The sequence below is a fragment of the Anoxybacillus sp. ST70 genome (assembly GCF_019553625.1).
In the GTDB taxonomy this organism is placed as follows: domain Bacteria; phylum Bacillota; class Bacilli; order Bacillales; family Anoxybacillaceae; genus Anoxybacillus; species Anoxybacillus gonensis.
Genome location: NZ_JAHZOF010000012.1, coordinates 33,769 through 55,776 on the forward strand (window position 1 = coordinate 33,769; position 22,008 = coordinate 55,776).

Annotated in this window: 38 protein-coding genes and 1 rRNA gene; 37 read left to right on the forward strand and 2 right to left on the reverse strand. The window is 41.2% G+C overall.

Annotated elements, in window-relative coordinates:
• The first annotated feature begins 26 nt into the window (after positions 1–26).
• The 35 genes from rplB (at position 27) to K1I43_RS13750 (ending at position 19,484) form a co-directional block, all read left to right on the forward strand.
• Positions 27–857 carry a 50S ribosomal protein L2 gene (gene rplB, locus K1I43_RS13580; RefSeq protein WP_009361493.1) on the forward strand — a complete coding sequence of 277 codons (831 nt, stop codon included), beginning with the start codon at positions 27–29 and terminating at the stop codon, positions 855–857.
• A 57-nt stretch (positions 858–914) separates the two neighbouring features.
• Positions 915–1,193, forward strand: coding sequence for a 30S ribosomal protein S19 (gene rpsS, locus K1I43_RS13585; RefSeq protein ID WP_004888674.1), 279 nt, complete (start codon positions 915–917; stop codon positions 1,191–1,193).
• A gap of 20 nt (positions 1,194–1,213) precedes the next feature.
• On the forward strand, positions 1,214–1,555 hold the full coding sequence (gene rplV / locus K1I43_RS13590) for a 50S ribosomal protein L22 (RefSeq protein ID WP_006322652.1): 342 nt from the start codon (positions 1,214–1,216) through the stop codon (positions 1,553–1,555).
• Positions 1,556–1,558: 3 nt separating this feature from the next.
• Complete coding sequence (gene rpsC, locus K1I43_RS13595) at positions 1,559–2,215, forward strand: 30S ribosomal protein S3 (protein ID WP_003397666.1); 657 nt, start codon at positions 1,559–1,561, stop codon at positions 2,213–2,215.
• A gap of 2 nt (positions 2,216–2,217) precedes the next feature.
• Complete coding sequence (rplP, locus tag K1I43_RS13600; RefSeq protein WP_003397670.1) at positions 2,218–2,652, forward strand: 50S ribosomal protein L16; 435 nt, start codon at positions 2,218–2,220, stop codon at positions 2,650–2,652.
• On the forward strand, positions 2,642–2,842 hold the full coding sequence (rpmC, locus tag K1I43_RS13605) for a 50S ribosomal protein L29 (RefSeq protein WP_003397671.1): 201 nt from the start codon (positions 2,642–2,644) through the stop codon (positions 2,840–2,842). The genes rplP and rpmC overlap by 11 nt, the downstream gene beginning before the upstream one ends.
• Before the next feature lie 25 nt (positions 2,843–2,867).
• On the forward strand, positions 2,868–3,131 hold the full coding sequence (rpsQ, locus tag K1I43_RS13610; RefSeq protein WP_003397674.1) for a 30S ribosomal protein S17: 264 nt from the start codon (positions 2,868–2,870) through the stop codon (positions 3,129–3,131).
• Positions 3,132–3,180: 49 nt separating this feature from the next.
• Positions 3,181–3,549 (forward strand): 50S ribosomal protein L14, encoded by a 369-nt coding sequence (gene rplN, locus K1I43_RS13615; RefSeq protein WP_003397675.1) that lies wholly within the window; start codon positions 3,181–3,183, stop codon positions 3,547–3,549.
• Positions 3,550–3,585: 36 nt separating this feature from the next.
• Positions 3,586–3,897 carry a 50S ribosomal protein L24 gene (rplX, locus tag K1I43_RS13620; protein WP_003397676.1) on the forward strand — a complete coding sequence of 104 codons (312 nt, stop codon included), beginning with the start codon at positions 3,586–3,588 and terminating at the stop codon, positions 3,895–3,897.
• A 29-nt stretch (positions 3,898–3,926) separates the two neighbouring features.
• Entirely contained in the window at positions 3,927–4,466 is a 540-nt protein-coding gene (gene rplE, locus K1I43_RS13625; protein ID WP_003397677.1) for a 50S ribosomal protein L5, read from the forward strand.
• Positions 4,467–4,500: 34 nt separating this feature from the next.
• The gene (rpsN, locus tag K1I43_RS13630) at positions 4,501–4,686 is read left to right on the forward strand and encodes a 30S ribosomal protein S14 (protein WP_003397678.1); all 186 of its coding nucleotides are present in this window, start codon (positions 4,501–4,503) and stop codon (positions 4,684–4,686) included.
• 33 nt (positions 4,687–4,719) lie between these two features.
• Positions 4,720–5,118: a 30S ribosomal protein S8 gene (gene rpsH, locus K1I43_RS13635; protein WP_009361494.1), complete on the forward strand. Its 399-nt coding sequence runs from the start codon at positions 4,720–4,722 to the stop codon at positions 5,116–5,118.
• Between the two features lie 29 nt (positions 5,119–5,147).
• A complete protein-coding gene (rplF, locus tag K1I43_RS13640) occupies positions 5,148–5,687 on the forward strand; it encodes a 50S ribosomal protein L6 (RefSeq protein ID WP_009361495.1) in 540 nt (179 codons plus the stop codon).
• 32 nt (positions 5,688–5,719) lie between these two features.
• Positions 5,720–6,082 (forward strand): 50S ribosomal protein L18, encoded by a 363-nt coding sequence (gene rplR, locus K1I43_RS13645; RefSeq protein WP_009361496.1) that lies wholly within the window; start codon positions 5,720–5,722, stop codon positions 6,080–6,082.
• Between the two features lie 19 nt (positions 6,083–6,101).
• Entirely contained in the window at positions 6,102–6,602 is a 501-nt protein-coding gene (rpsE, locus tag K1I43_RS13650) for a 30S ribosomal protein S5 (protein WP_009361497.1), read from the forward strand.
• A 14-nt stretch (positions 6,603–6,616) separates the two neighbouring features.
• Complete coding sequence (gene rpmD / locus K1I43_RS13655) at positions 6,617–6,805, forward strand: 50S ribosomal protein L30 (RefSeq protein WP_003397685.1); 189 nt, start codon at positions 6,617–6,619, stop codon at positions 6,803–6,805.
• A gap of 14 nt (positions 6,806–6,819) precedes the next feature.
• The gene (gene rplO, locus K1I43_RS13660) at positions 6,820–7,260 is read left to right on the forward strand and encodes a 50S ribosomal protein L15 (RefSeq protein ID WP_009361498.1); all 441 of its coding nucleotides are present in this window, start codon (positions 6,820–6,822) and stop codon (positions 7,258–7,260) included.
• Complete coding sequence (secY, locus tag K1I43_RS13665) at positions 7,260–8,552, forward strand: preprotein translocase subunit SecY (protein WP_009361499.1); 1,293 nt, start codon at positions 7,260–7,262, stop codon at positions 8,550–8,552. Before rplO ends, secY begins: the two co-directional genes overlap by 1 nt.
• Positions 8,553–8,611: 59 nt before the next feature.
• Positions 8,612–9,262: an adenylate kinase gene (locus K1I43_RS13670; RefSeq protein WP_009361500.1), complete on the forward strand. Its 651-nt coding sequence runs from the start codon at positions 8,612–8,614 to the stop codon at positions 9,260–9,262.
• Positions 9,262–10,008, forward strand: a complete 747-nt coding sequence (gene map / locus K1I43_RS13675; protein ID WP_009361501.1) for a type I methionyl aminopeptidase — start codon at positions 9,262–9,264, stop codon at positions 10,006–10,008. The genes K1I43_RS13670 and map overlap by 1 nt, the downstream gene beginning before the upstream one ends.
• A gap of 98 nt (positions 10,009–10,106) precedes the next feature.
• The gene (infA, locus tag K1I43_RS13680) at positions 10,107–10,325 is read left to right on the forward strand and encodes a translation initiation factor IF-1 (RefSeq protein WP_003247618.1); all 219 of its coding nucleotides are present in this window, start codon (positions 10,107–10,109) and stop codon (positions 10,323–10,325) included.
• 30 nt (positions 10,326–10,355) lie between these two features.
• On the forward strand, positions 10,356–10,469 hold the full coding sequence (gene rpmJ, locus K1I43_RS13685) for a 50S ribosomal protein L36 (protein ID WP_000868344.1): 114 nt from the start codon (positions 10,356–10,358) through the stop codon (positions 10,467–10,469).
• A gap of 22 nt (positions 10,470–10,491) precedes the next feature.
• Positions 10,492–10,857, forward strand: coding sequence for a 30S ribosomal protein S13 (rpsM, locus tag K1I43_RS13690; protein WP_003397691.1), 366 nt, complete (start codon positions 10,492–10,494; stop codon positions 10,855–10,857).
• 25 nt (positions 10,858–10,882) lie between these two features.
• On the forward strand, positions 10,883–11,272 hold the full coding sequence (gene rpsK / locus K1I43_RS13695; RefSeq protein ID WP_003397692.1) for a 30S ribosomal protein S11: 390 nt from the start codon (positions 10,883–10,885) through the stop codon (positions 11,270–11,272).
• Between the two features lie 168 nt (positions 11,273–11,440).
• Positions 11,441–12,385 (forward strand): DNA-directed RNA polymerase subunit alpha, encoded by a 945-nt coding sequence (locus K1I43_RS13700; protein ID WP_004888705.1) that lies wholly within the window; start codon positions 11,441–11,443, stop codon positions 12,383–12,385.
• Positions 12,386–12,445: 60 nt separating this feature from the next.
• Entirely contained in the window at positions 12,446–12,808 is a 363-nt protein-coding gene (gene rplQ, locus K1I43_RS13705; RefSeq protein WP_003397694.1) for a 50S ribosomal protein L17, read from the forward strand.
• A gap of 113 nt (positions 12,809–12,921) precedes the next feature.
• Complete coding sequence (locus K1I43_RS13710; protein WP_009361502.1) at positions 12,922–13,776, forward strand: energy-coupling factor ABC transporter ATP-binding protein; 855 nt, start codon at positions 12,922–12,924, stop codon at positions 13,774–13,776.
• Complete coding sequence (locus K1I43_RS13715; RefSeq protein ID WP_019418657.1) at positions 13,734–14,603, forward strand: energy-coupling factor ABC transporter ATP-binding protein; 870 nt, start codon at positions 13,734–13,736, stop codon at positions 14,601–14,603. Before K1I43_RS13710 ends, K1I43_RS13715 begins: the two co-directional genes overlap by 43 nt.
• A complete protein-coding gene (locus tag K1I43_RS13720; RefSeq protein WP_019418656.1) occupies positions 14,600–15,397 on the forward strand; it encodes an energy-coupling factor transporter transmembrane component T family protein in 798 nt (265 codons plus the stop codon). The genes K1I43_RS13715 and K1I43_RS13720 overlap by 4 nt, the downstream gene beginning before the upstream one ends.
• 15 nt (positions 15,398–15,412) lie before the next feature.
• The gene (gene truA, locus K1I43_RS13725; RefSeq protein WP_019418655.1) at positions 15,413–16,153 is read left to right on the forward strand and encodes a tRNA pseudouridine(38-40) synthase TruA; all 741 of its coding nucleotides are present in this window, start codon (positions 15,413–15,415) and stop codon (positions 16,151–16,153) included.
• Between the two features lie 146 nt (positions 16,154–16,299).
• Positions 16,300–16,734, forward strand: coding sequence for a 50S ribosomal protein L13 (gene rplM / locus K1I43_RS13730; RefSeq protein ID WP_009361506.1), 435 nt, complete (start codon positions 16,300–16,302; stop codon positions 16,732–16,734).
• A 22-nt stretch (positions 16,735–16,756) separates the two neighbouring features.
• Positions 16,757–17,149: a 30S ribosomal protein S9 gene (gene rpsI, locus K1I43_RS13735; protein WP_003397701.1), complete on the forward strand. Its 393-nt coding sequence runs from the start codon at positions 16,757–16,759 to the stop codon at positions 17,147–17,149.
• Positions 17,150–17,238: 89 nt separating this feature from the next.
• Positions 17,239–17,643, forward strand: a complete 405-nt coding sequence (locus tag K1I43_RS13740; RefSeq protein WP_009361507.1) for a DUF2521 family protein — start codon at positions 17,239–17,241, stop codon at positions 17,641–17,643.
• Between the two features lie 55 nt (positions 17,644–17,698).
• Positions 17,699–18,397, forward strand: a complete 699-nt coding sequence (gene cwlD, locus K1I43_RS13745) for an N-acetylmuramoyl-L-alanine amidase CwlD (protein WP_019418654.1) — start codon at positions 17,699–17,701, stop codon at positions 18,395–18,397.
• Positions 18,398–18,476: 79 nt separating this feature from the next.
• The gene (locus K1I43_RS13750; RefSeq protein WP_019418653.1) at positions 18,477–19,484 is read left to right on the forward strand and encodes an Mrp/NBP35 family ATP-binding protein; all 1,008 of its coding nucleotides are present in this window, start codon (positions 18,477–18,479) and stop codon (positions 19,482–19,484) included.
• A 69-nt stretch (positions 19,485–19,553) separates the two neighbouring features.
• On the opposite strand, the gene gerD is transcribed toward K1I43_RS13750, so the two are convergent.
• Positions 19,554–20,153 (reverse strand): spore germination lipoprotein GerD, encoded by a 600-nt coding sequence (gerD, locus tag K1I43_RS13755; protein ID WP_019418652.1) that lies wholly within the window; start codon positions 20,151–20,153, stop codon positions 19,554–19,556.
• A 128-nt stretch (positions 20,154–20,281) separates the two neighbouring features.
• Here gerD and K1I43_RS13760 point away from each other — a divergent pair, with 128 nt between their 5' ends.
• A complete protein-coding gene (locus K1I43_RS13760; protein WP_009361511.1) occupies positions 20,282–20,878 on the forward strand; it encodes a KinB-signaling pathway activation protein in 597 nt (198 codons plus the stop codon).
• A 16-nt stretch (positions 20,879–20,894) separates the two neighbouring features.
• Here the strand turns inward: K1I43_RS13760 and pdaB are convergent, their stop codons facing one another.
• Entirely contained in the window at positions 20,895–21,656 is a 762-nt protein-coding gene (pdaB, locus tag K1I43_RS13765) for a polysaccharide deacetylase family sporulation protein PdaB (RefSeq protein WP_009361512.1), read from the reverse strand.
• Positions 21,657–21,938: 282 nt separating this feature from the next.
• On the opposite strand from pdaB, the gene K1I43_RS13770 reads away from it, so the two are divergent.
• Positions 21,939–22,008: ribosomal RNA gene (locus K1I43_RS13770) — 16S ribosomal RNA — on the forward strand; the annotation flags it as partial.

Here is a 22,008-nt window from a genome sequence, read left to right on the forward strand (position 1 = left end):
TTTAAAAGTGAAGGAGGGAAACGGACATGGCGATTAAAAAATATAAGCCAACGTCTAACGGTCGTCGTGGTATGACGGTTTTAGACTTCTCTGAGCTTACAACAGATAAGCCGGAAAAATCGTTGCTTGCGCCTTTAAAGAAAAAAGGTGGTCGTAACAACCAAGGTAAATTAACTGTTCGTCACCAAGGTGGCGGTCATAAACGTCAATATCGTATTATTGACTTCAAACGCGATAAAGATGGCATTCCAGGACGCGTTGCTACAATCGAATACGATCCAAACCGTTCTGCGAACATCGCTTTAATTCATTACGCTGATGGTGAAAAACGTTACATCATCGCACCGAAAAACTTACAAGTTGGCATGGAAGTTATGTCAGGTCCAGATGCGGACATTAAAGTAGGTAACGCATTACCTTTAGCAAACATTCCAGTCGGTACAGTTATTCATAACATCGAATTAAAACCTGGTAAAGGCGGACAATTAGTACGTGCTGCAGGTACATCTGCACAAGTGCTTGGTAAAGAAGGTAAATACGTACTTGTTCGTTTATCTTCAGGTGAAGTTCGTATGATTTTAGCAACTTGCCGCGCGACAGTTGGTCAAGTTGGTAATGAACAACATGAGCTTGTGAACATCGGTAAAGCTGGACGCGCTCGTTGGTTAGGCATTCGTCCAACAGTTCGCGGTTCTGTTATGAACCCTGTTGATCACCCACATGGTGGTGGTGAAGGTAAAGCACCAATCGGACGTAAGTCTCCAATGACTCCATGGGGTAAACCAACACTTGGATTCAAAACGCGTAAGAAGAAAAATAAATCCGATAAATTCATCGTACGTCGTCGTAAAAAATAACGGGGTTGAGCTACGGTTCAAAAGAACCGTAGAGCAATCACGAAAGGAGGTTCACTTATGGGTCGCAGCTTGAAAAAAGGTCCTTTTTGTGATGATCATTTAATGAAAAAAATCGAGAAATTGAATGAAACTGGACAAAAACAAGTGATCAAAACATGGTCTCGTCGTTCGACAATTTTCCCACAATTCATTGGTCACACAATCGCTGTTTACGATGGTCGTAAGCACGTTCCAGTTTACATCACAGAGGACATGGTCGGTCATAAGCTCGGTGAGTTCGCGCCAACGCGCACATACAAAGGTCACGCTGCTGATGACAAGAAAACAAAACGTTAATATGAGAGGAGGCTTCATTTATGCAAGCTAAAGCTGTTGCTAGAACGGTTCGAATTGCTCCTCGTAAAGCTCGTTTAGTCATTGATTTAATTCGAGGAAAGCAAGTGAGTGAAGCAGTTGCGATTCTTCGCCATACACCAAAAGCTGCTTCTCCAATTATCGAGAAAGTATTAAAATCTGCAGTCGCAAACGCAGAGCATAACTATGACATGGACGTTAACAAGCTCGTTGTTACGGAAGCTTACGTGAACGAAGGACCAACATTGAAACGTTTCCGTCCTCGTGCACAAGGTCGTGCGAGCGCAATTAACAAACGCACAAGCCATATCACGATCGTCGTTTCAGAAAAGAAGGAGGGATAATCAGTGGGTCAAAAGGTAAATCCAATCGGTCTTCGCATCGGTATTATCCGTGATTGGGAATCAAGATGGTACGCTGAAAAAGATTACGCGGACCTTTTACACGAAGATCTTAAAATTCGCGAATACCTCACAAAGCGCTTAAGCGATGCAGCTGTTTCTCGCATTGAGATCGAGCGTGCAGCAAACCGTGTAAACATTACGATCCATACAGCGAAACCAGGAATGGTTATCGGTAAAGGTGGATCTGAAGTTGAAGCGCTTCGTAAAGCGTTAAACGAACTAACTGGCAAACGCGTTCATATCAACATTGTTGAAATTAAAAAGCCAGACTTAGAAGCAAAACTTGTTGCAGAAAATATCGCGCGTCAAATTGAAAACCGCGTATCATTCCGTCGTGCGCAAAAACAAGCAATCCAACGCACAATGCGCGCAGGTGCAAAAGGAATTAAAACAATGGTATCTGGTCGTTTAGGTGGAGCAGATATCGCTCGCTCAGAACATTATAGCGAAGGAACAGTTCCACTTCATACTCTTCGCGCTGACATCGACTACGCGACAGCGGAAGCGGACACAACATACGGAAAAATCGGCGTGAAAGTATGGATTTATCGTGGAGAGGTCCTTCCTACGAAAAAGAAAACTGAGGAAGGAGGAAATTAATCATGTTAATGCCAAAACGCGTAAAATATCGTCGTGAACATCGCGGTCGCATGAAAGGTCGCGCGAAAGGCGGTACAGAAGTACATTTTGGTGAATACGGCTTACAAGCGTTAGAGCCAGCATGGATCACAAACCGTCAAATCGAGGCTGCTCGTCGTGCGATGACTCGTTACATGAGACGTGGCGGTAAAGTATGGATTAAAATTTTCCCTTCAAAACCATATACAGCAAAACCACTTGAAGTGCGCATGGGTTCCGGTAAAGGTGCTCCTGAAGGTTGGGTAGCTGTTGTGAAACCTGGTAAAGTGATGTTTGAAATCGCGGGAGTTTCTGAAGAAGTAGCTCGTGAAGCGTTGCGTCTTGCTTCTCACAAACTTCCAATCAAATGCAAATTCGTAAAACGTGAAGAAATTGGTGGTGAATCAAATGAAAGCTAAAGAAATTCGTGAACTTACCACTGCCGAGATTGAACAAAAAATTAAAGCGTTGAAAGAAGAGTTATTCAACCTTCGCTTCCAATTGGCAACAGGTCAATTAGAGAATACAGCTCGTATTCGTGAAGTACGCAAAGCGATTGCGCGTATGAAAACTGTGATTCGCGAAAGAGAGATCGCTGCTAATAAATAATTGATATCGAGAGGAGGTTCGCACAATGAGTGAACGCAACAATCGTAAAGTTCTCGTCGGCCGTGTTGTTTCCGATAAAATGGATAAAACAATTACGGTTCTTGTAGAAACTTATAAAAAGCATCCTCTTTACGGCAAGCGCGTAAAGTATTCGAAAAAATATAAAGCACATGACGAAAACAACGTAGCAAAAGTGGGCGACATCGTAAAAATTATGGAAACACGTCCTCTTTCTGCGACAAAACGTTTCCGTCTTGTTGAAGTAGTTGAAAAAGCTGTTATCGTTTAATTAATATTGTTCGGGATGATGGATACAAATCCGAAAGGAGGTTTCGTCAATGATTCAACAAGAAACTCGTATGAAAGTTGCTGATAACTCTGGTGCACGTGAAGTGCTTGTCATTAAAGTGCTAGGTGGTTCTGGTCGTCGTTATGCGAACGTTGGCGACATCGTTGTGGCGACAGTTAAAGATGCAACACCAGGTGGCGTTGTTAAAAAAGGTCAAGTTGTTAAAGCGGTTGTCGTTCGTACAAAACGTGGCGTGCGCCGTACAGACGGTTCTTACATCCGTTTTGATGAAAATGCTTGCGTAATCATTCGTGATGACAAGAGCCCACGTGGTACACGTATTTTCGGACCAGTTGCTCGCGAATTACGTGAAAAAGACTTTATGAAAATCGTTTCTTTAGCTCCAGAAGTGATTTAATGAAAAGGAAAAGCCTTTTAAGGAGGTGCGATTCAGATGCATGTAAAAAAAGGTGATAAAGTACAAGTGATCTCTGGTAAAGATAAAGGAAAACAAGGCGTTATTCTTGCTGCGTTTCCAAAGAAAAACCGAGTGCTTGTTGAAGGTGTAAACATCGTGAAAAAACACGTAAAACCTTCTCAAGCAAATCCACAAGGCGGCATCATCAGCCAAGAGGCGCCAATCCACGTATCAAACGTAATGCCTCTTGATCCAAAAACAGGATTACCAACTCGTGTTGGATACAAAGTGGTTGACGGTAAAAAAGTTCGCTATGCGAAACGTTCTGGTGAAATTTTAGACAAATAATGAAGTGACTGAGGAAGGGAGGTACTCAAATGAACCGCCTTAAAGAAAAGTATTTGAAAGAAGTTGTTCCTGCTCTGATGAGCAAGTTTAACTATAAATCTGTGATGCAAGTTCCGAAAATCGAAAAAATCGTCATCAACATGGGTGTTGGTGATGCGGTACAAAACGCAAAAGCGTTAGATAACGCAGTGGAAGAACTCGCGTTAATTTCTGGTCAAAAACCAGTTGTTACACGTGCGAAAAAATCAATCGCTGGCTTCCGCCTTCGTGAAGGAATGCCAATCGGTGCGAAAGTAACGCTTCGCGGTGAGCGTATGTACGAGTTCTTTGATAAGCTCGTTTCCGTTTCTTTACCGCGTGTTCGCGACTTCCGTGGTGTTTCTAAAAAATCATTCGACGGACGCGGAAACTACACATTAGGTGTAAAAGAACAATTAATTTTCCCTGAAATTGATTACGATAAAGTAAACAAAGTTCGCGGTATGGATATCGTGATCGTTACAACTGCGAAAACAGACGAGGAAGCTCGTGAATTACTTGCATTGCTCGGTATGCCATTCCAAAAATAATCATTCCCATTCGTAAAAAGAGGGAGGCGAAAACGTGGCTAAAAAATCAATGATCGCGAAACAAAAACGCACACCAAAGTTTAAAGTGCAAGCGTACACTCGTTGTGAACGTTGTGGACGTCCACACTCTGTATATCGCAAATTTAAACTTTGCCGTATTTGTTTCCGTGAATTAGCGTATAAAGGTCAAATTCCTGGTGTGAAAAAAGCAAGCTGGTAATAAACCCATGAGTTGGGAAGGAGGTAAAACATAATGGTGATGACAGATCCAATTGCAGATATGCTTACTCGCATTCGTAATGCGAACATGGTGCGTCACGAGAAACTTGAAGTTCCTGCTTCAAAAATTAAAAAAGAAATCGCTGAAATTTTAAAGCGTGAAGGTTTCATTCGTGATGTCGAGTACATTGAAGATAACAAACAAGGTATTCTTCGTATTTTCTTAAAGTACGGTCCGAATAATGAGCGCGTAATTACAGGCCTTAAACGTATTAGCAAACCTGGTTTACGCGTATATGCAAAAGCTGACGAAGTACCACGCGTATTGAACGGTTTAGGAATCGCAATTCTTTCAACATCTCAAGGTATTTTAACTGACAAAGAAGCACGTCAAAAACGTACTGGCGGCGAAGTGTTAGCATACATTTGGTAATTATTTTGCAACGAATGGAGGTGTAGTACATGTCACGTGTTGGTAAAAAACCATTGGAAATTCCAGCGGGTGTTACAGTTACATTAGACGGTAACACAGTTACTGTAAAAGGTCCGAAAGGTGAACTTACTCGTACGTTCCATCCAGATATGGTCATTAAAGTAGAAGGTAATGTTTTAACAGTTGAGCGTCCAAGCGATGAGAAACATCATCGTGCGCTTCACGGAACGACTCGCAGCTTGCTTGCAAACATGGTTGAAGGTGTTTCAAAAGGCTATGAGCGTGCACTTGAGCTTGTCGGTGTCGGTTACCGTGCAACAAAACAAGGCAAAAAGCTTGTATTGAGCGTTGGATACTCTCACCCTGTTGAGATCGAGCCTGAAGAAGGACTTGAAATCGAAGTTCCTTCACAAACAAAAATTATCGTTAAAGGTGCGGACAAACAACGTGTTGGTGAATTAGCAGCAAACATTCGTGCCGTTCGTTCACCAGAACCTTACAAAGGAAAAGGTATTCGTTACGAAGGCGAAGTTGTACGTCGTAAAGAAGGTAAAACAGGTAAGAAATAATGCTGCTTAGGTAAATGAAAGGAGTGACACGAATGATCACTAAGCTTGATAAAAATGCAGTTCGCAAAAAAAGACACGCTCGTGTTCGTCGTAAAGTAGTAGGAACTGCGGAACGTCCACGCTTAAATGTGTTCCGTTCAAACAAACACATTTACGCGCAAATTATCGACGATATGAAAGCAGTGACGCTTGTTAGCGCGTCAACTTTAGATAAAGAATTCGACTTAGAATCAACAGGCAATGTTGAAGCAGCTCAAAAAGTGGGCGAATTAATTGCTAAACGTGCACTTGAAAAAGGCATTACATCGGTTGTATTTGACCGTGGCGGATATTTATATCATGGACGTGTTAAAGCACTTGCAGACGCTGCTCGTGAAGCTGGATTACAATTCTAATTAAGAAGGAGGGACAGAGATGCGTCGCATTGATCCAAATAAACTTGAACTAGAAGAACGCGTTGTTGCCGTTAACCGCGTAGCTAAAGTAGTAAAAGGTGGACGTCGTTTCCGTTTCGCTGCGTTAGTCGTTGTTGGTGACAAAAACGGTCATGTCGGCTTCGGAACTGGAAAAGCTCAAGAAGTTCCAGATGCAATTCGCAAAGCAATTGAAGACGCGAAGAAAAATTTAATTACTGTACCGATCGTTGGTACAACAATTCCACACGAAGTGATCGGACATTTCGGTGCAGGTGAAATCATCTTAAAACCAGCAACTGAAGGTACAGGAGTTATCGCTGGTGGTCCTGCACGTGCGGTATTAGAGTTAGCAGGTATTAGCGATATTTTATCGAAGTCAATCGGTTCCAACACACCAATTAACATGGTGCGCGCAACAATCGACGGTTTGAAGCAATTGAAACGTGCCGAAGAGGTAGCGAAATTGCGCGGTAAAACAGTTGAGGAACTGTTAGGATAAGGGAGGGAAAAATGATGGCGAAAAAATTAGCAATTACCCTCACTCGCAGCGTAATCGGTCGTCCGCAAGACCAACGCGTGACGGTTAAAACATTAGGTTTACGAAAATTGCATCAAACAGTTGTTCATAACGACAATCCAGCCATTCGTGGAATGATTAATAAAGTTTCTCACCTTGTAACAGTAAAAGAATTAGAAGAATAAGGAGGTGCCTAGGCATGAAGCTACATGAATTACAACCAGCACCGGGTTCCCGTAAAGAACGCAACCGTGTTGGTCGTGGTATCGGCTCTGGTAACGGAAAAACTTCTGGTAGAGGACATAAAGGGCAAAACGCTCGCTCTGGCGGCGGTGTACGCATCGGCTTTGAAGGTGGTCAAACACCTTTATTCCGTCGTTTACCAAAACGCGGCTTTACAAACATTCATCGTAAAGAATATGCGATCGTTAACCTTGAAGTGTTAAATCGCTTTGAAGACGGTACGGAAGTAACACCAGAATTATTGCTTGAAACAGGCGTAGTAAGCAAATTAAAAGCAGGCATCAAAGTTCTTGGTGACGGTGAGCTTACGAAAAAATTAACAGTGAAAGCTCATAAATTCTCTGCTTCTGCAAAAGAAGCGATCGAAGCTGCTGGCGGTACAACTGAGGTGATTTAATGTTTCGAACAATCTCCAATTTTATGCGCGTGGGTGATATAAGAAGAAAAATTATGTTCACCCTTCTTATGCTCATTGTATTTCGCATCGGTACGTTTATTCCCGTGCCGGGCGTAAATGCAGATGTGTTAAAAATGCAAGATCAGTTCAACGCTTTTGGGGTGTTGAACACGTTTGGTGGCGGCGCCTTAAAAAACTTTTCTATTTTTGCAATGGGCGTCATGCCATACATTACGGCATCCATCATCGTACAATTATTGCAGATGGATGTTGTTCCTAAATTTACGGAATGGTCGAAACAAGGAGAAGTGGGCCGCCGTAAACTCGCTCAGTTTACTCGCTACTTTACGGTTGTGCTTGGATTTATCCAGGCGTTCGCTATGTCTTATGGTTTCCATAATATGTCTGGTGGCGTGCTTATTAAAAATCCAGGCATTCCGACATATTTGCTTATTGCGCTCGTTTTAACAGCAGGGACATCTTTTTTAATGTGGCTCGGTGAGCAAATTACAGCTAAAGGTGTTGGGAACGGTATTTCTGTATTGATTTTCGCAGGGATTGTATCAGGCATCCCAACAACGCTCAATCAAATTTACGTCCAACAGTTTGAAAATGCTGGCGATCAGCTGTTTTTACGCATCGTTACAGTATTGTTAGTCGCTTTAGCTGTTGTTGCGGTGATTGTTGGCGTTATTTATATGCAACAAGCGTTTCGAAAAATCCCGATTCAGTATGCAAAGCGATTAGAAGGACGTAGTCCAGTAGGTGGTCATTCGACACACATTCCGTTAAAAGTGAATCCGGCAGGTGTCATTCCGGTTATTTTTGCGGTGTCGTTTATTATTACTCCACCGACGATTGCATCGTTTTTCGGCTCGAATGATGTAACATTGTGGATTAAGAAAGTTTTTGACTACACGCAACCAGTTGGTATGATCATATACGTCGCTTTAATTGTTGCCTTTACGTATTTTTATGCGTTTGTTCAAGTCAATCCAGAACAAATGGCGGACAATTTGAAAAAGCAAGGTGGTTACATTCCAGGCATTCGTCCAGGAAAGAACACGCAAGAATTCATTACACGCGTTTTATATCGATTAACTTTCGTCGGAGCTCTATTTTTAGCAGCAATCGCTGTTCTTCCTGTCTTCTTTATCGAGTTCGCTAAACTACCGCCTTCTGCTCAAATTGGAGGAACGAGCTTGCTGATCGTCGTCGGTGTTGCGCTAGAGACGATGAAGCAGCTAGAAAGCCAATTAGTGAAGCGCCATTATAAAGGCTTTATTAAATAAAAAGAGGTGTTGGGAATTTTATTCCCTCTACCTCATATAGAGCTGAGGGGGAGAAATTGATGAATTTAGTATTAATGGGACTGCCAGGCGCTGGAAAAGGGACGCAGGCAGAGAAAATTGTTGAGAAATACAAAATTCCTCATATTTCTACTGGGGATATGTTTCGAGCAGCGATGAAAGAAGGAACAGAGCTCGGTTTACAGGCGAAATCATATATGGATCGGGGCGATCTTGTTCCAGATGAAGTGACAATCGGCATTGTTCGTGAAAGATTAAGCAAAGACGATTGCCAAAACGGATTTTTGCTTGATGGATTTCCGCGAACAGTCGCTCAAGCTGAAGCGTTGGAGACGCTTCTTCAACAATTAAATCGTTCCATTGACTATGTTATTAACATTGAAGTAGATAAAAACATTTTAATGGAACGTTTAACAGGTAGACGCATTTGTAAAGAGTGTGGCGCAACGTATCATCTCGTGTTCAATCCACCAGCAAAAGCAGGCGTTTGCGACAAATGCGGTGGCGAGTTGTATCAACGTGCAGATGATAACGAAGCGACAGTGGCAAATCGCCTTGAAGTCAATATGAAGCAAGCGCAACCGTTGCTTGATTTTTATGCAGCGAAAGGGTATTTGCGCAATATTAATGGACAACAACATATTGATCAAGTGTTTGCTGACATTTGTGAATTACTTGGGGGCTTACAATAATGATCATTTGCAAAACCCCACGCGAAATTGAAATTATGCGTGAAGCTGGCCGAATTGTTGCTTTAACTCATCAAGAACTACAAAAATATATCGAGCCAGGCATAACAACAAGAGAGCTCGATCATATTGCGGAAACGTTCATTCGTAAACATGATGCAATTCCTTCGTTTAAAGGATATAATGGATTCCGTGGGAGCATTTGCACATCAGTAAACGAAGAGCTCGTTCACGGCATTCCGGGAGACCGTGTGCTTCGCGAAGGAGATATTATTAGCATCGATATTGGCGCAAAATATAACGGATATCATGGCGACTCGGCTTGGACATATCCAGTCGGAGCCATTTCCGAAGAGGCGAAAAAGCTGTTAGAAGTGACAGAACAGTCATTGTATCGCGGATTGGAAGAAGCCAAACCTGGCGCACGGTTAACGAACATTTCTCATGCGATTCAAACGTACGTTGAGGCGCATAACTTTTCCGTTGTGCGTGAGTATGTTGGGCATGGAATTGGTCAAGACTTACATGAAGATCCGCAAATCCCTCATTACGGTCCGCCAAATAAAGGGCCGCGGTTAAAGCCAGGCATGGTTCTATGCATTGAACCGATGGTGAATGCAGGAACCCGTTATGTTCGCACGTTAGAAGATAATTGGACGGTCGTCACAGTAGATGGCAAACTATGTGCTCATTTTGAGCATACGATCGCTATTACTGAGACGGGATATGAAATTTTAACAACACTTTGAACGCTTTAACCTTCTTTGCGGATGCGCATCGTAAGCTTTAAACTGGTCGTGTTAGTTGAACATGTTACTCATTTCAAAAAAGAAGGGAGAGCCGTTCAATGGCGAAAGACGATGTAATTGAAGTGGAAGGTACAGTCGTTGAAACGTTGCCAAATGCGATGTTCCGAGTGGAACTTGAAAACGGTCATACCGTTTTAGCTCACGTTTCAGGTAAAATTCGCATGCATTTTATTCGCATTTTACCAGGTGATAAAGTGACAGTTGAATTGTCACCTTACGATTTAACACGTGGAAGAATTACGTATCGATATAAATAACACTCCGCACGAACAAGGAGGTAAGTTCACATGAAGGTTAGACCATCTGTAAAACCGATTTGCGAAAAATGCAAAGTCATTCGCAGACGCGGAAAAGTTATGGTTATTTGTGAAAATCCAAAGCATAAGCAAAAACAAGGATAAAACTTGAGGAGGTGTACAAATTATGGCACGTATTGCAGGTGTAGATATTCCTCGTGACAAACGTGTAGTCATTTCATTAACATACATTTACGGAATCGGTAAAGCAACTGCACAAAAAATCTTAGCAGAAGCTGGCGTATCTGAAGACACTCGCGTTCGCGACTTAACAGAAGAAGAATTAGGTAAAATTCGTGAAATCGTAGATCGCTTAAAAGTAGAAGGAGATCTTCGTCGTGAAGTATCTTTAAATATTAAACGTTTAATGGAGATCGGTTGCTACCGTGGTCTTCGTCATCGTCGCGGATTGCCAGTTCGTGGCCAAAATACGAAAAACAATGCTCGTACACGTAAAGGTCCACGTCGTACAGTAGCGAATAAGAAAAAATAATTAAGTAAAGGAGGTTCATGAACGAATGGCACGTAAAACGAATACGCGTAAACGTCGTGTAAAAAAGAATATTGAATCTGGTATCGCTCATATCCGTTCGACATTTAACAACACAATCGTCACAATTACAGACGTTCATGGAAATGCAATTTCTTGGTCAAGTGCAGGTGCGTTAGGTTTCAAAGGTTCTCGTAAATCTACTCCGTTTGCTGCACAAATGGCTGCAGAAGCTGCTGCAAAAGCATCAATGGAGCATGGCATGAAAACTGTTGAAGTAAACGTAAAAGGTCCGGGTGCTGGTCGTGAAGCAGCAATTCGTGCACTTCAAGCGGCTGGATTAGAAATTACAGCAATTAAAGATGTTACACCGGTTCCACATAACGGATGCCGTCCGCCAAAACGTCGTCGTGTTTAATTTCTCTGTATAGAATTTGCGTATGTGTCAATAATGGGATATAGTCATTCTTACAGGGAAATAAAAAACAGTTGTTGTGCACATTCGGGAACTTATTCATGGGGGAATTTCGATTGAGCTGTCATCGGTTTAATCGGGGTTTCGACGTTTTGAAGGAGGGTTAAAGGAATGCTGGAAATCGAAAAGCCGAAAATCGAAACGGTTGAAATCAGCGAGGATGCCAAATATGGCAAATTCGTCGTTGAACCACTTGAGCGTGGATATGGTACAACTTTGGGTAACTCCTTACGTCGTATCCTGTTATCCTCACTCCCTGGTGCCGCTGTAACATCTGTTCAAATAGATGGTGTATTGCACGAGTTTTCAACAATTGATGGCGTCGTGGAAGATGTAACAACGATCATTTTAAACATTAAAAAGCTAGCGCTAAAAATTTATTCGGACGAAGAAAAGACGCTTGAGATTGATGTACAGGGTGAAGGAGTCGTTACAGCTGCTGATATTACTCACGATAGCGATGTAGAAATTCTCAACCCAGACCTTCATATTGCGACATTAGCAAAAGACGGTCGTTTACGGATGAGAATGACAGCAAAACGCGGACGTGGGTATACGCCAGCTGATGCTAATAAGCGCGAGGATCAACCGATAGGTGTTATCCCGATCGATTCCATTTATACGCCGGTATCGCGCGTATCATACCAAGTCGAAAATACGCGCGTCGGTCAAATGACAAACTACGACAAATTAACGATCGACGTGTGGACAGATGGTAGCATCGGCCCGAAAGAAGCAATCTCACTAGGGGCAAAAATTTTAACAGAGCACTTAAACATTTTTGTGAATTTAACAGATGAGGCGCAACACGCTGAAATCATGATCGAAAAAGAAGAAGATCAAAAAGAAAAAGTGCTCGAGATGACAATTGAAGAGCTTGATCTTTCTGTTCGTTCGTACAACTGCTTAAAGCGTGCTGGCATTAATACAGTGCAAGAACTTGCGCAGAAAACGGAAGAAGATATGATGAAAGTGCGCAACTTAGGCCGCAAGTCGCTTGAAGAAGTAAAAGCGAAGTTAGAAGAGCTAGGATTAAGCTTACGTAAAGATGACTAGTTAAGCGTTCGGTTAACTAGGCATTTTCATGTTAAAAGTGAAATAAAGGAGGGACATCACATGTCTTACAGAAAATTAGGACGCACAAGCTCTCAACGTAAGGCGTTGCTTCGTGATTTAGTGACAGACTTAATCATTAATGAGCGAATTGAAACAACAGAAGCTCGTGCAAAAGAATTGCGTTCTGTTGTAGAAAAAATGATTACATTAGGAAAACGTGGCGATTTGCATGCACGTCGTCAAGCTGCGGCATTCGTTCGTAAAGAAGTAGCAAACACAGAAACAGGTCAAGATGCGATTCAAAAATTGTTTAGCGACATCGCACCTCGTTACCAAGACCGTCAAGGTGGCTACACACGCATTATGAAACTTGGACCACGCCGCGGTGACGGTGCGCCAATGGTAATTATTGAACTAGTTTAATACGTTTTTATAAGGGCGAGACAGTTTTTGAACTGGATCTATGCCCTTTTTTTGTTTTCTTTTTTGTAGTAGAGTAGAGAGTAAGAACATTCAGAAGAGATGAGGAGAGAAACGTGGAAGTTTCAGTACGTGTGGAAGATGTAAGTTTTCAATACGCAAATGAACAAACGTATGCTTTACAAAACGTATCGTTTCAAGTGTATAAAGGTGAATGGGTAACAATTGTCGGACATAATGGGTCAGGCAAATCAACATTAGCGAAGTTGTTAATTGGTTTATTGCCACCGACAAGCGGAACGATTCATGTATGTGGAATCCCATTGAATGAAGAAACAGTATGGGACGTACGTGAGCGATTAGGTATTGTATTTCAAAATCCAGACAACCAGTTTGTCGGAACAACTGTTCAAGATGACGTCGCTTTCGGTCTTGAAAATAGAGGGATACAAAAAGAGGAAATGAAAAAACGCATAAACGAAGCGTTAAAAAAAGTAAAAATGGAAGATTTCATTCATCACGAGCCGCATCGCTTGTCAGGTGGACAAAAACAACGTGTCGCCATTGCAAGCGCCATTGCTCTTCAGCCGAATATCATTATTTTAGATGAAGCGACATCTATGCTTGACCCGAGCGGGAAAAAAGAAGTTCTTCATGTGATGCAGTCGCTCCGTCGTGAACACGATATGACGGTTATTTCGATTACTCATGATTTAAATGAAGTCGCAAAAGCAGATCGGGTTATTGTGATGAATAAAGGAAAAATTGTGCTTGAAGGAACGCCTGCACATATTTTTGCATACGGGGCGAAATTAGAAGAGATGGGGTTAGACTTACCATTCTCGCTACAACTAAGTCAACGATTGAAGAACAATGGTATTCCAATGACGGCTGATCATTTAACAATGGAGGGGTTGGTGAGTGAATTATGGACATTGTATTCCGCGATGTCGAACATCGTTACCAAATAAATACCCCTTTCGAGAGGCGAGCGTTGTACGATATTCATGTTGATATTCGCAGCGGCTCATATGTAGCGGTAATCGGCCATACAGGTTCGGGCAAGTCTACCCTTTTACAGCATTTCAACGGTTTACTCCAACCGACAAAAGGGACGGTCCATATTGGCGATTATACAATGATAGCAGGAAAAAAAGAAAAACATTTAAAGCCTTTACGGAAAAAAGTAGGGATCGTTTTTCAATTCCCTGAACATCAGTTGTTTGAAGAAACAGTAGAAAAAGATATTTGCTTTGGACCGATGAATTTCGGCATGTCAGAACAAGAAGCAAAAGCTCGTGTTGGCGAGTGGTTAGCGCTTGTTGGATTGCCGGAAGAAGTGCGACATAAATCTCCGTTTGCTTTAAGCGGTGGACAAATGCGCCGTGTAGCGATCGCAGGTGTGTTAGCTATGGAGCCGGAAGTGCTCGTGTTAGATGAGCCTACGGCAGGATTAGACCCTCATGGACGAAAAGAAATGATGGACATGTTTGCAAAGCTTCATCGGCAAAAAAAGATGACAATTGTACTCGTCACACACAGCATGGAAGAGGCAGCACGTTACGCGGATGATATTATTATTATGCATCAAGGAACGATCGTTCGAAGAGGGACACCAGAACAAATTTTCCGTAACGTCGATGATTTAATACATCTTGGGTTAGATGTCCCTGAACCCGTTTTGTTTCAGCGGGCCATCGAGCAAAAATTCGGGATACAATTTCTAAAACCTTGTTTGACGATGGAAGACGTCGTCCGATCTTTACAAACGTTATTTACTAGGGTGAAGCGTATATGATGAACGGTATGATTATCGGAAAATATGTTCCTGGACACTCTTTTATTCATCGGCTCGATCCACGTACAAAACTGCTGCTTATGTTTATTTACGTGTTCATCGTATTTCTTGCGAACAACGGATGGACGTATGGAATATTGACTTTGTTTACGTGCCTTTTGTTGTTTTTATCACGCATTCCTTTTTCATTTATGATTAGAGGGTTAAAACCTGTTTTGTGGGTCATTGTATTTACTTTTTTTCTCCATGTGCTATTAACAAAAGAAGGAAATATCGTTTTTCAATGGCTTGGTATGGAAGTGTACGATAAAGCGATTCAACAAGGGGCGTTTATTTCTTTACGCTTTTTGCTCCTTATTGTCGTCACAACGCTATTAACGTTAACAACAACGCCGATTGAAGTGACAGATGGTATGGAATCGTTACTTGCACCGTTAAAAAAATGGAATGTACCTGTTCATGAACTAGCGCTCATGATGTCGATTTCTCTTCGTTTTATTCCAACGTTAATGGAAGAAACCGAAAAAATTATGAAAGCTCAGACGGCTCGTGGTGTCGATTTTTCAAGCGGTCCATTACAAGAGAGAATGAAAGCGATGACGGCGTTGCTCGTTCCGCTATTTATTAGCGCATTTAAAAGAGCAGAAGAGCTAGCTGTCGCGATGGAAGTACGCGGATATCGTGGTGGTCAAAATCGAACAAAATGGCGCGAGTTGACATGGGGACGAATAGATACGGCTTTTATGATTTTCATCGGCTTATTGGCTATTGTGTTATGGTTACTTCGTTCATGAGAAGGAGCGAAAATCATGAGAAGAATAAAATGTACCATTGCATATGATGGTACGCATTTTGCAGGGTATCAAATTCAACAACAAAAACGAACAGTGCAGGGAGAACTAGAGCGTGCACTTTCAATCATTCATAAAGGGCAATTTGTTCGCGTATATGCGTCAGGACGAACGGATGCCACAGTTCATGCATATGGACAAGTGATTCACTTTGATACGCCGCTTGCGATTCCAGATGAAAGATGGCCAAAGGCGTTAAATGCTCTTCTCCCAGATGATGTCATTGTCAAAGAAGTAAGTGAAGTATCTCCTTCTTTTCATGCCCGATTTAGCGTAAAAAAGAAAGAATATCGCTACCGCGTCTGGATGGGAGAGAAAAACGTATTTTTACGCCATTATGTATATCACTACCCGTATAAACTTCATGTCACGGCGATGAACGAAGCGCTCCGTTATGTGATCGGGACACATGATTTCACAAGTTTTTGTTCGGCAAAAACGGAAATTGACGATAAAGTTCGTACCATTTATGAAGCGGAAGTGCTTCAAGAAGGAGAAGAGTTAATTTTCCGTCTTGTCGGCAACGGTTTTTTGTACAATATGGTTCGCATTATCGTTGGAACAGTGCTAGAAGTTGGACGCGGGGAACGACGTGCTGAAGAGATGAAAACGATTTTGCAACAAAAAAATCGAAGCGCTGCGGGGAAGACAGCCCCAGGACACGGTCTATATTTATGGCACGTTTCTTATGACAACTAATCCAGGTGTAACATTTTCTTGACATTAGGTAATGAAAGAGATATTATATCATATGGTATGTATTTTAAACCCACGATTAGCCCCGGAAATTAATCGTGTTGAAATAAATATCGCTTGTTTATTTTTTATTTTAGGAGGGAAAACAAATGCGTACGTATATGGCGAAGCCAAATGAAGTAGAACGTAAATGGTACGTTGTTGATGCAGAAGGCAAAACGTTAGGACGTCTTGCTAGCGAAGTTGCTGCAATTTTGCGCGGTAAACATAAACCAACTTACACACCGCATGTTGATACAGGTGATCATGTGATCATTATCAACGCAGAGAAAATTGAATTAACAGGTAAAAAATTAACAAACAAATTATACTATCGTCATAGCTTACATCCAGGTGGATTAAAAGTAAGAACAGCTCTTGAAATGCGCACAAATTACCCAGAGCAAATGCTTGAAAGAGCAATTCGCGGCATGCTTCCAAAAGGTAGCCTTGGTCGTCAAATGTTCAAAAAATTACATGTCTATCGTGGAAGTGAACATCCACATCAAGCACAAAAACCAGAAGTTTATGAACTTCGCGGATAATTGATTAAAGGAGGGCATTATTTTGGCACAGGTACAATACTACGGCACAGGCCGTCGCAAAAGTTCAGTTGCGCGCGTGCGTCTCGTTCCAGGTGAAGGACGCATTATCGTAAATGGTCGTGACATTCGTGACTACGTTCCATATGAATCGTTAGTGGAAGTTGTAAAACAGCCACTTGTTTTAACAGAAACGTTCGGTAGCTACGATGTATTAGTAAACGTAAGCGGTGGTGGATTTACAGGTCAAGCAGGTGCGATCCGTCACGGTATCGCTCGTGCATTGTTACAAGTTGACCCTGAATACCGTCAAACATTAAAACGTGCAGGTTTATTAACGCGCGATTCTCGTGTGAAAGAGCGTAAGAAATACGGTCTTAAAGGCGCTCGTCGTGCACCACAATTCTCAAAACGTTAATGTCAACAAATCTCGGCAATTATTTGCCGAGATTTTTTTGTATGTCTCCCTTTTTCATGCGAACAATATGTATGAGGAGGGATAAAAAATTGGGAATCCTTACATCGTTTACGGCAAAAAAGTTAGAAAAGCAGCTAACTGATGAACGAAATGCATTACGTGATCTTTCTTATCGTGAACTATGGCAACGTATGCGTACGTATTGGCAACGATACATCATTGTTTCTGAATGTATCGAAACGATATGCATCGATGTAGCGATTGAAGCATATTTGATCGGAGCGCATTATAGCCGCTTTATACATTATGGTGAGTCAATGGAAACGGTGAGAAGACGTTGTATCGATGAATATATGCAACTCATTTATGAATTGTATGAGCATATGAAAGAATACGGAGAGGACATGTACGATGCATGCGCTCGTTACATCGATGGATGGTGGAAAGAAGGAATCGAAAAAGGGCTGCGTCGTCTCCGTCTTCGTTTGAAGTAACCGTTCTAAATTCTCCTCTTGTCCCATATAACATAAATAGTGGGGAGGAGAAGGGATGAAAATACGTATTATTATTTTTTTCATTGTTTTTGTCCTTTTTTTACAGTTTTATGTCCTTCATGATCGCTCTTGGAAAGCATGGAGCCTACCGTTATCAGGAAAAATTATTGTTCTTGATCCGGGGCATGGAGGACCTGATGGGGGAGCGGTTGGAGGAGATGTTTTGGAGAAGGAAGTCGCGCTAGATGTGGCGTTAAAATTACGCGATTATTTACAACAACAAGGTGCACTCGTTCAAATGACGAGAGAAGGAGACTATGATTTAGCAAGCGAACAAACAAGGGGATATAGCCGAAGAAAAATAGAGGATTTACAACGTCGAGTCCAGTTTGTGAATGAGTCGGAGGCAGATTTTTTTATTAGCATTCATTTAAATGCCATCCCTTCGCCGAAATGGAGAGGCGCACAAGTTTTTTACTATCCTTCATTAGAGGAAAATGCAAGGTTAGCGAAGTTTATTCAACAAGAGCTACGCGTCAATTTGGAAAATACACATCGATTGGCGAAGCCCATTCAAACGGTATATTTATTAAAAATGGCTAAAAAACCAGGAGCTTTAGTTGAAATCGGCTTTTTGTCAAATGAAGAAGAGCGAAAATTACTAGCATCCTCAACGTATCAAGAACAGCTTGCCGCTTCGATTTACAAAGGCATTTTACGTTACGTATCAAACGAACGTGATCCTTCTGAGTGAGAAGGATTCATTTTTTTATGCAGAAAATTATGTTATATTGAAAGTGTGAAACCGAATACATAAGGATTGGTGAGGCGCGATGTTGACAGAAAAACAAGTTGTGGAGCTGCTTGAAACGATTTACGACCCTTTTTTGAAAAAAACGTTTAAAGAAACAGGAGCGATTCAAGAAGTCAAAATAAATGAAGAAAAAGGGCTAGTAAGCGTAAAAATTGCTTTAGCTAAAACAGGGACGGCGGAACAACTTCAAGTGCAACAGACGGTTGTACAACGTTTAAAAGATGCAGGAGCATCATCTGTTGGGCTTCGTTTTGCTCAATTGCTGTTAGAAGAGGAAAGATTAACGAATGAACCGATTTATTTAGCGATTGCAAGCGGGAAAGGTGGAGTAGGGAAATCGACCGTATCCGTTAATTTAGCTGTTTCGCTTGCACGTCTTGGGAAAAAAGTTGGATTAATCGATGCGGATATTTACGGATTTAGTGTGCCGGATATGATGGGGATTACAGAACGACCAATCGTCCGTGGAGAAAAAATTATTCCGGTTGAGCGGTTTGGTGTGAAAGTAATTTCTATGGGGTTTTTTGTAGAAGATAATTCACCAGTGATTTGGCGCGGACCGATGCTCGGCAAAATGTTAAAAAACTTTTTTGATGAAGTGGAATGGGGAGAATTGGATTATTTACTATTAGATTTACCTCCAGGCACAGGGGATGTAGCGTTAGATGTGCATACGATGCTTCCGACATCGAAAGAAATTATTGTGACGACGCCTCATCCAACGGCTGCTTTTGTTGCCGCAAGAGCGGGGGCGATGGCTGTTCGGACGAATCATGAAGTTGTCGGTGTTATTGAAAATATGTCATATTTTGAAAGCAAAACAACAGGTGAAAGAGAATATATTTTTGGAAAAGGCGGTGGTCAAAAATTAGCTGAAGAATTACAGACGGACTTACTTGGTCAGTTACCGCTCGGACAACCTGACTGGAACGACGATGATTTTGCCCCTTCTGTATATGGTGAAGATCATCCAATTGGAAAAGTGTATATGGATATTGCTAAAAAAATTATTGCAAAGTTACGATGACATTGCATTTTTCTTTGATGAGGATTGATATATATTTACAAAGGGTGTCCCGAGAATGTAAGGACACCCTTATGCTGTTTGATCCTCGCTTGATCCCTCTTGATCGGATTTTTTCTTACCGCCTTGCATTTCTTCTGCTGCTTTGATGAGAATATCTTCAATTTTTGCTTTAAATAGCGGGCTGCTAAATGTCTCTGTAATGACTTTTTGCAAATGGGCGCGGAAATCTTTATTTTTCATCTCTGTTTGTATTAATTTTTTCATTTCTGGGTTTTGCATAATGTCTACAATCATTGCTTGATATTCAGGGTCTTTCATTAGCGCTTTCAATAATTTTTCATGTTCTTCTTTCATGCTTTTCGCAAAATTTTGAGCGAACTTTGGGTCTTCGAACGCTTTTTTCCAAAACGCTTTTCCTTTGTCTGAAGTTAACGTTTCCTCAATCGTTTTTTTTACAACTTCTTGATCCATGACGAGCTGCTGTTTTACTTTTTCATCGCTCATCACTTCTTGAATCGCTTTTTTCCCTTCATCCGTTTTTAAAATATCAACGACCATTTTTTTCGTTTGATCGTAATCAGGTTGTGCAGGAGTTTTTTCTTGTTGAGCGCACCCTGCTAGCGCTAATACACAACTAAATGTGAGGAGCAAAAATGTTCGATTCATCATTAAGGGCCCCTTTCAACAAGTTTCCTTACTGTTAATATTCAATATTCTTTGCAAAAATATTCGCTAGCATTTTTCTTATTTCGTTGATAGAATTTTGAAAGGGATATTGAGAAGTGGAGGGTACATTAGTGAACAGTCGAAAGTGGGTTCAATTGTTTTTTTCAACATTGTTTGTCGGTGGAATAAGTACAGGGATTGTTGGATTTGCTGTAAAGTGGAATGAATACGCACATCTTTTTACATCGTTTGAGATAAAAGAAATTTTATCTGTTCTCGTTTGGCTGATTGGAGTGGGCTTCATTTTTAGCGTCATTAGTCAAATGGGTTTTTTTGCGTATTTAACGATTCATCGTTTTGGTCTCGGGGTTTTTCGTTCCGTCAGTTTATGGAATGCAGTACAAATCGTTCTCATTGCTTTTGTTTTATTTGATCTCGTTTATTTTCGTTATCAGCTGTTTGCCAAAGAAGGAGAATCCATCGTTAGTTACGTGCTTGTTGCTTTATTTATTTTTCTGTTTGGACTTATTGTTGCATACGTAAAAATGCGTGAAACAAACAAAGAGGCGTTTATTCCTGCCCTGTTTTTTATGGTTGTTGTGACGGTAATCGAATGGTTTCCGGTATTGAGAATTAACGAAGAAAATTGGTTATATTTAATGTTGTTCCCGTTACTAATTTGCAACGCGTACCAATTGCTTATGTTGCATAGACTGTTACGGAAATAAAATGAGGCTTGCCGCCTCATTTTATTTCTTTACTTTTCATATGAGCATTGTTGACAAGATCGGATATTGGTACGCTCTTATATCCTTCTTTTTTCATCCATATGATAATTTGTTCTAATGCTGAGGCGGTTTGTTTCGCTGAATCTGATGCATGAAGTAATATAATATCGCCGCTTCTAGCGTTTTTCGTGACGTTTTCAACAATGGCATGTACCCCAGGATTAAGCCAATCTTTCGAATCAACGCTCCAATGGACGACCGTATGACCAAAGGAATGAACAACTTTCAAAACGTTTTTATTAAAATTTCCTGTCGGCACACGAAGGAAAGGAGTATGTTTAATGCCTAACGTATCAAACACTTTTTTAGCTTGTGCTAAGTCACGAATAATTTTTCCGCGCTCAAGTTCAGTATAATTTTTGTACTCATAACCCATACTGCCAATTTCATGACCATCTTCGATCATTCTTTTTACGATGCGAGGGTGGCGTTCAGCCCAAGAAGCAGATAAGAAAAATGTAGCTTTTACCCCGTGTTTTTTTAATACGTTTAAAACAGTTAAAGCATTTGTTTCCCCCCAACTAATATCAAATGTCAAAGCAAACTCGTTTTTCTTATTTTCGACTTTGTAAATGGCTTTTGGTCCGGGATCGGTAGAAAATACAGATTCGCTTGCAAGTTGTTGAATATAAAAAATAGAGGCTGTGACAAAGGCGATTGATATAATAAGAAGCCATTTTTTAAGCTTTTTTCCGTCGAGTATATAAAAAAACTTCAATATTTGTCCCCCCTTGTCCTTTTTATGACCATCTTATGCAAGAAATAACATGATATGATCAATGAATAAACGAGAACATTTTTTTAAAAAATACTGTTGACAACAAAACAAAGCGTATGTTAAATTAATAAACGTCGTCAGCGACAGAAAAACGACTGACGATAGTAAAAAAAGATTGACAACAACAAAGAGAAATGTTAAAATGACGAAGCCGTCGTTTGACGGAGATGTTCCTTGAAAACTGAACGAAGCGAAAAGCGTACAGAAGCTAAGGATAACTTTTCTATGGAGAGTTTGATCCTGGCTCAGGACGAACGCTGGCGGCGTGCCTAATACATGCAAGTCGAGCGGA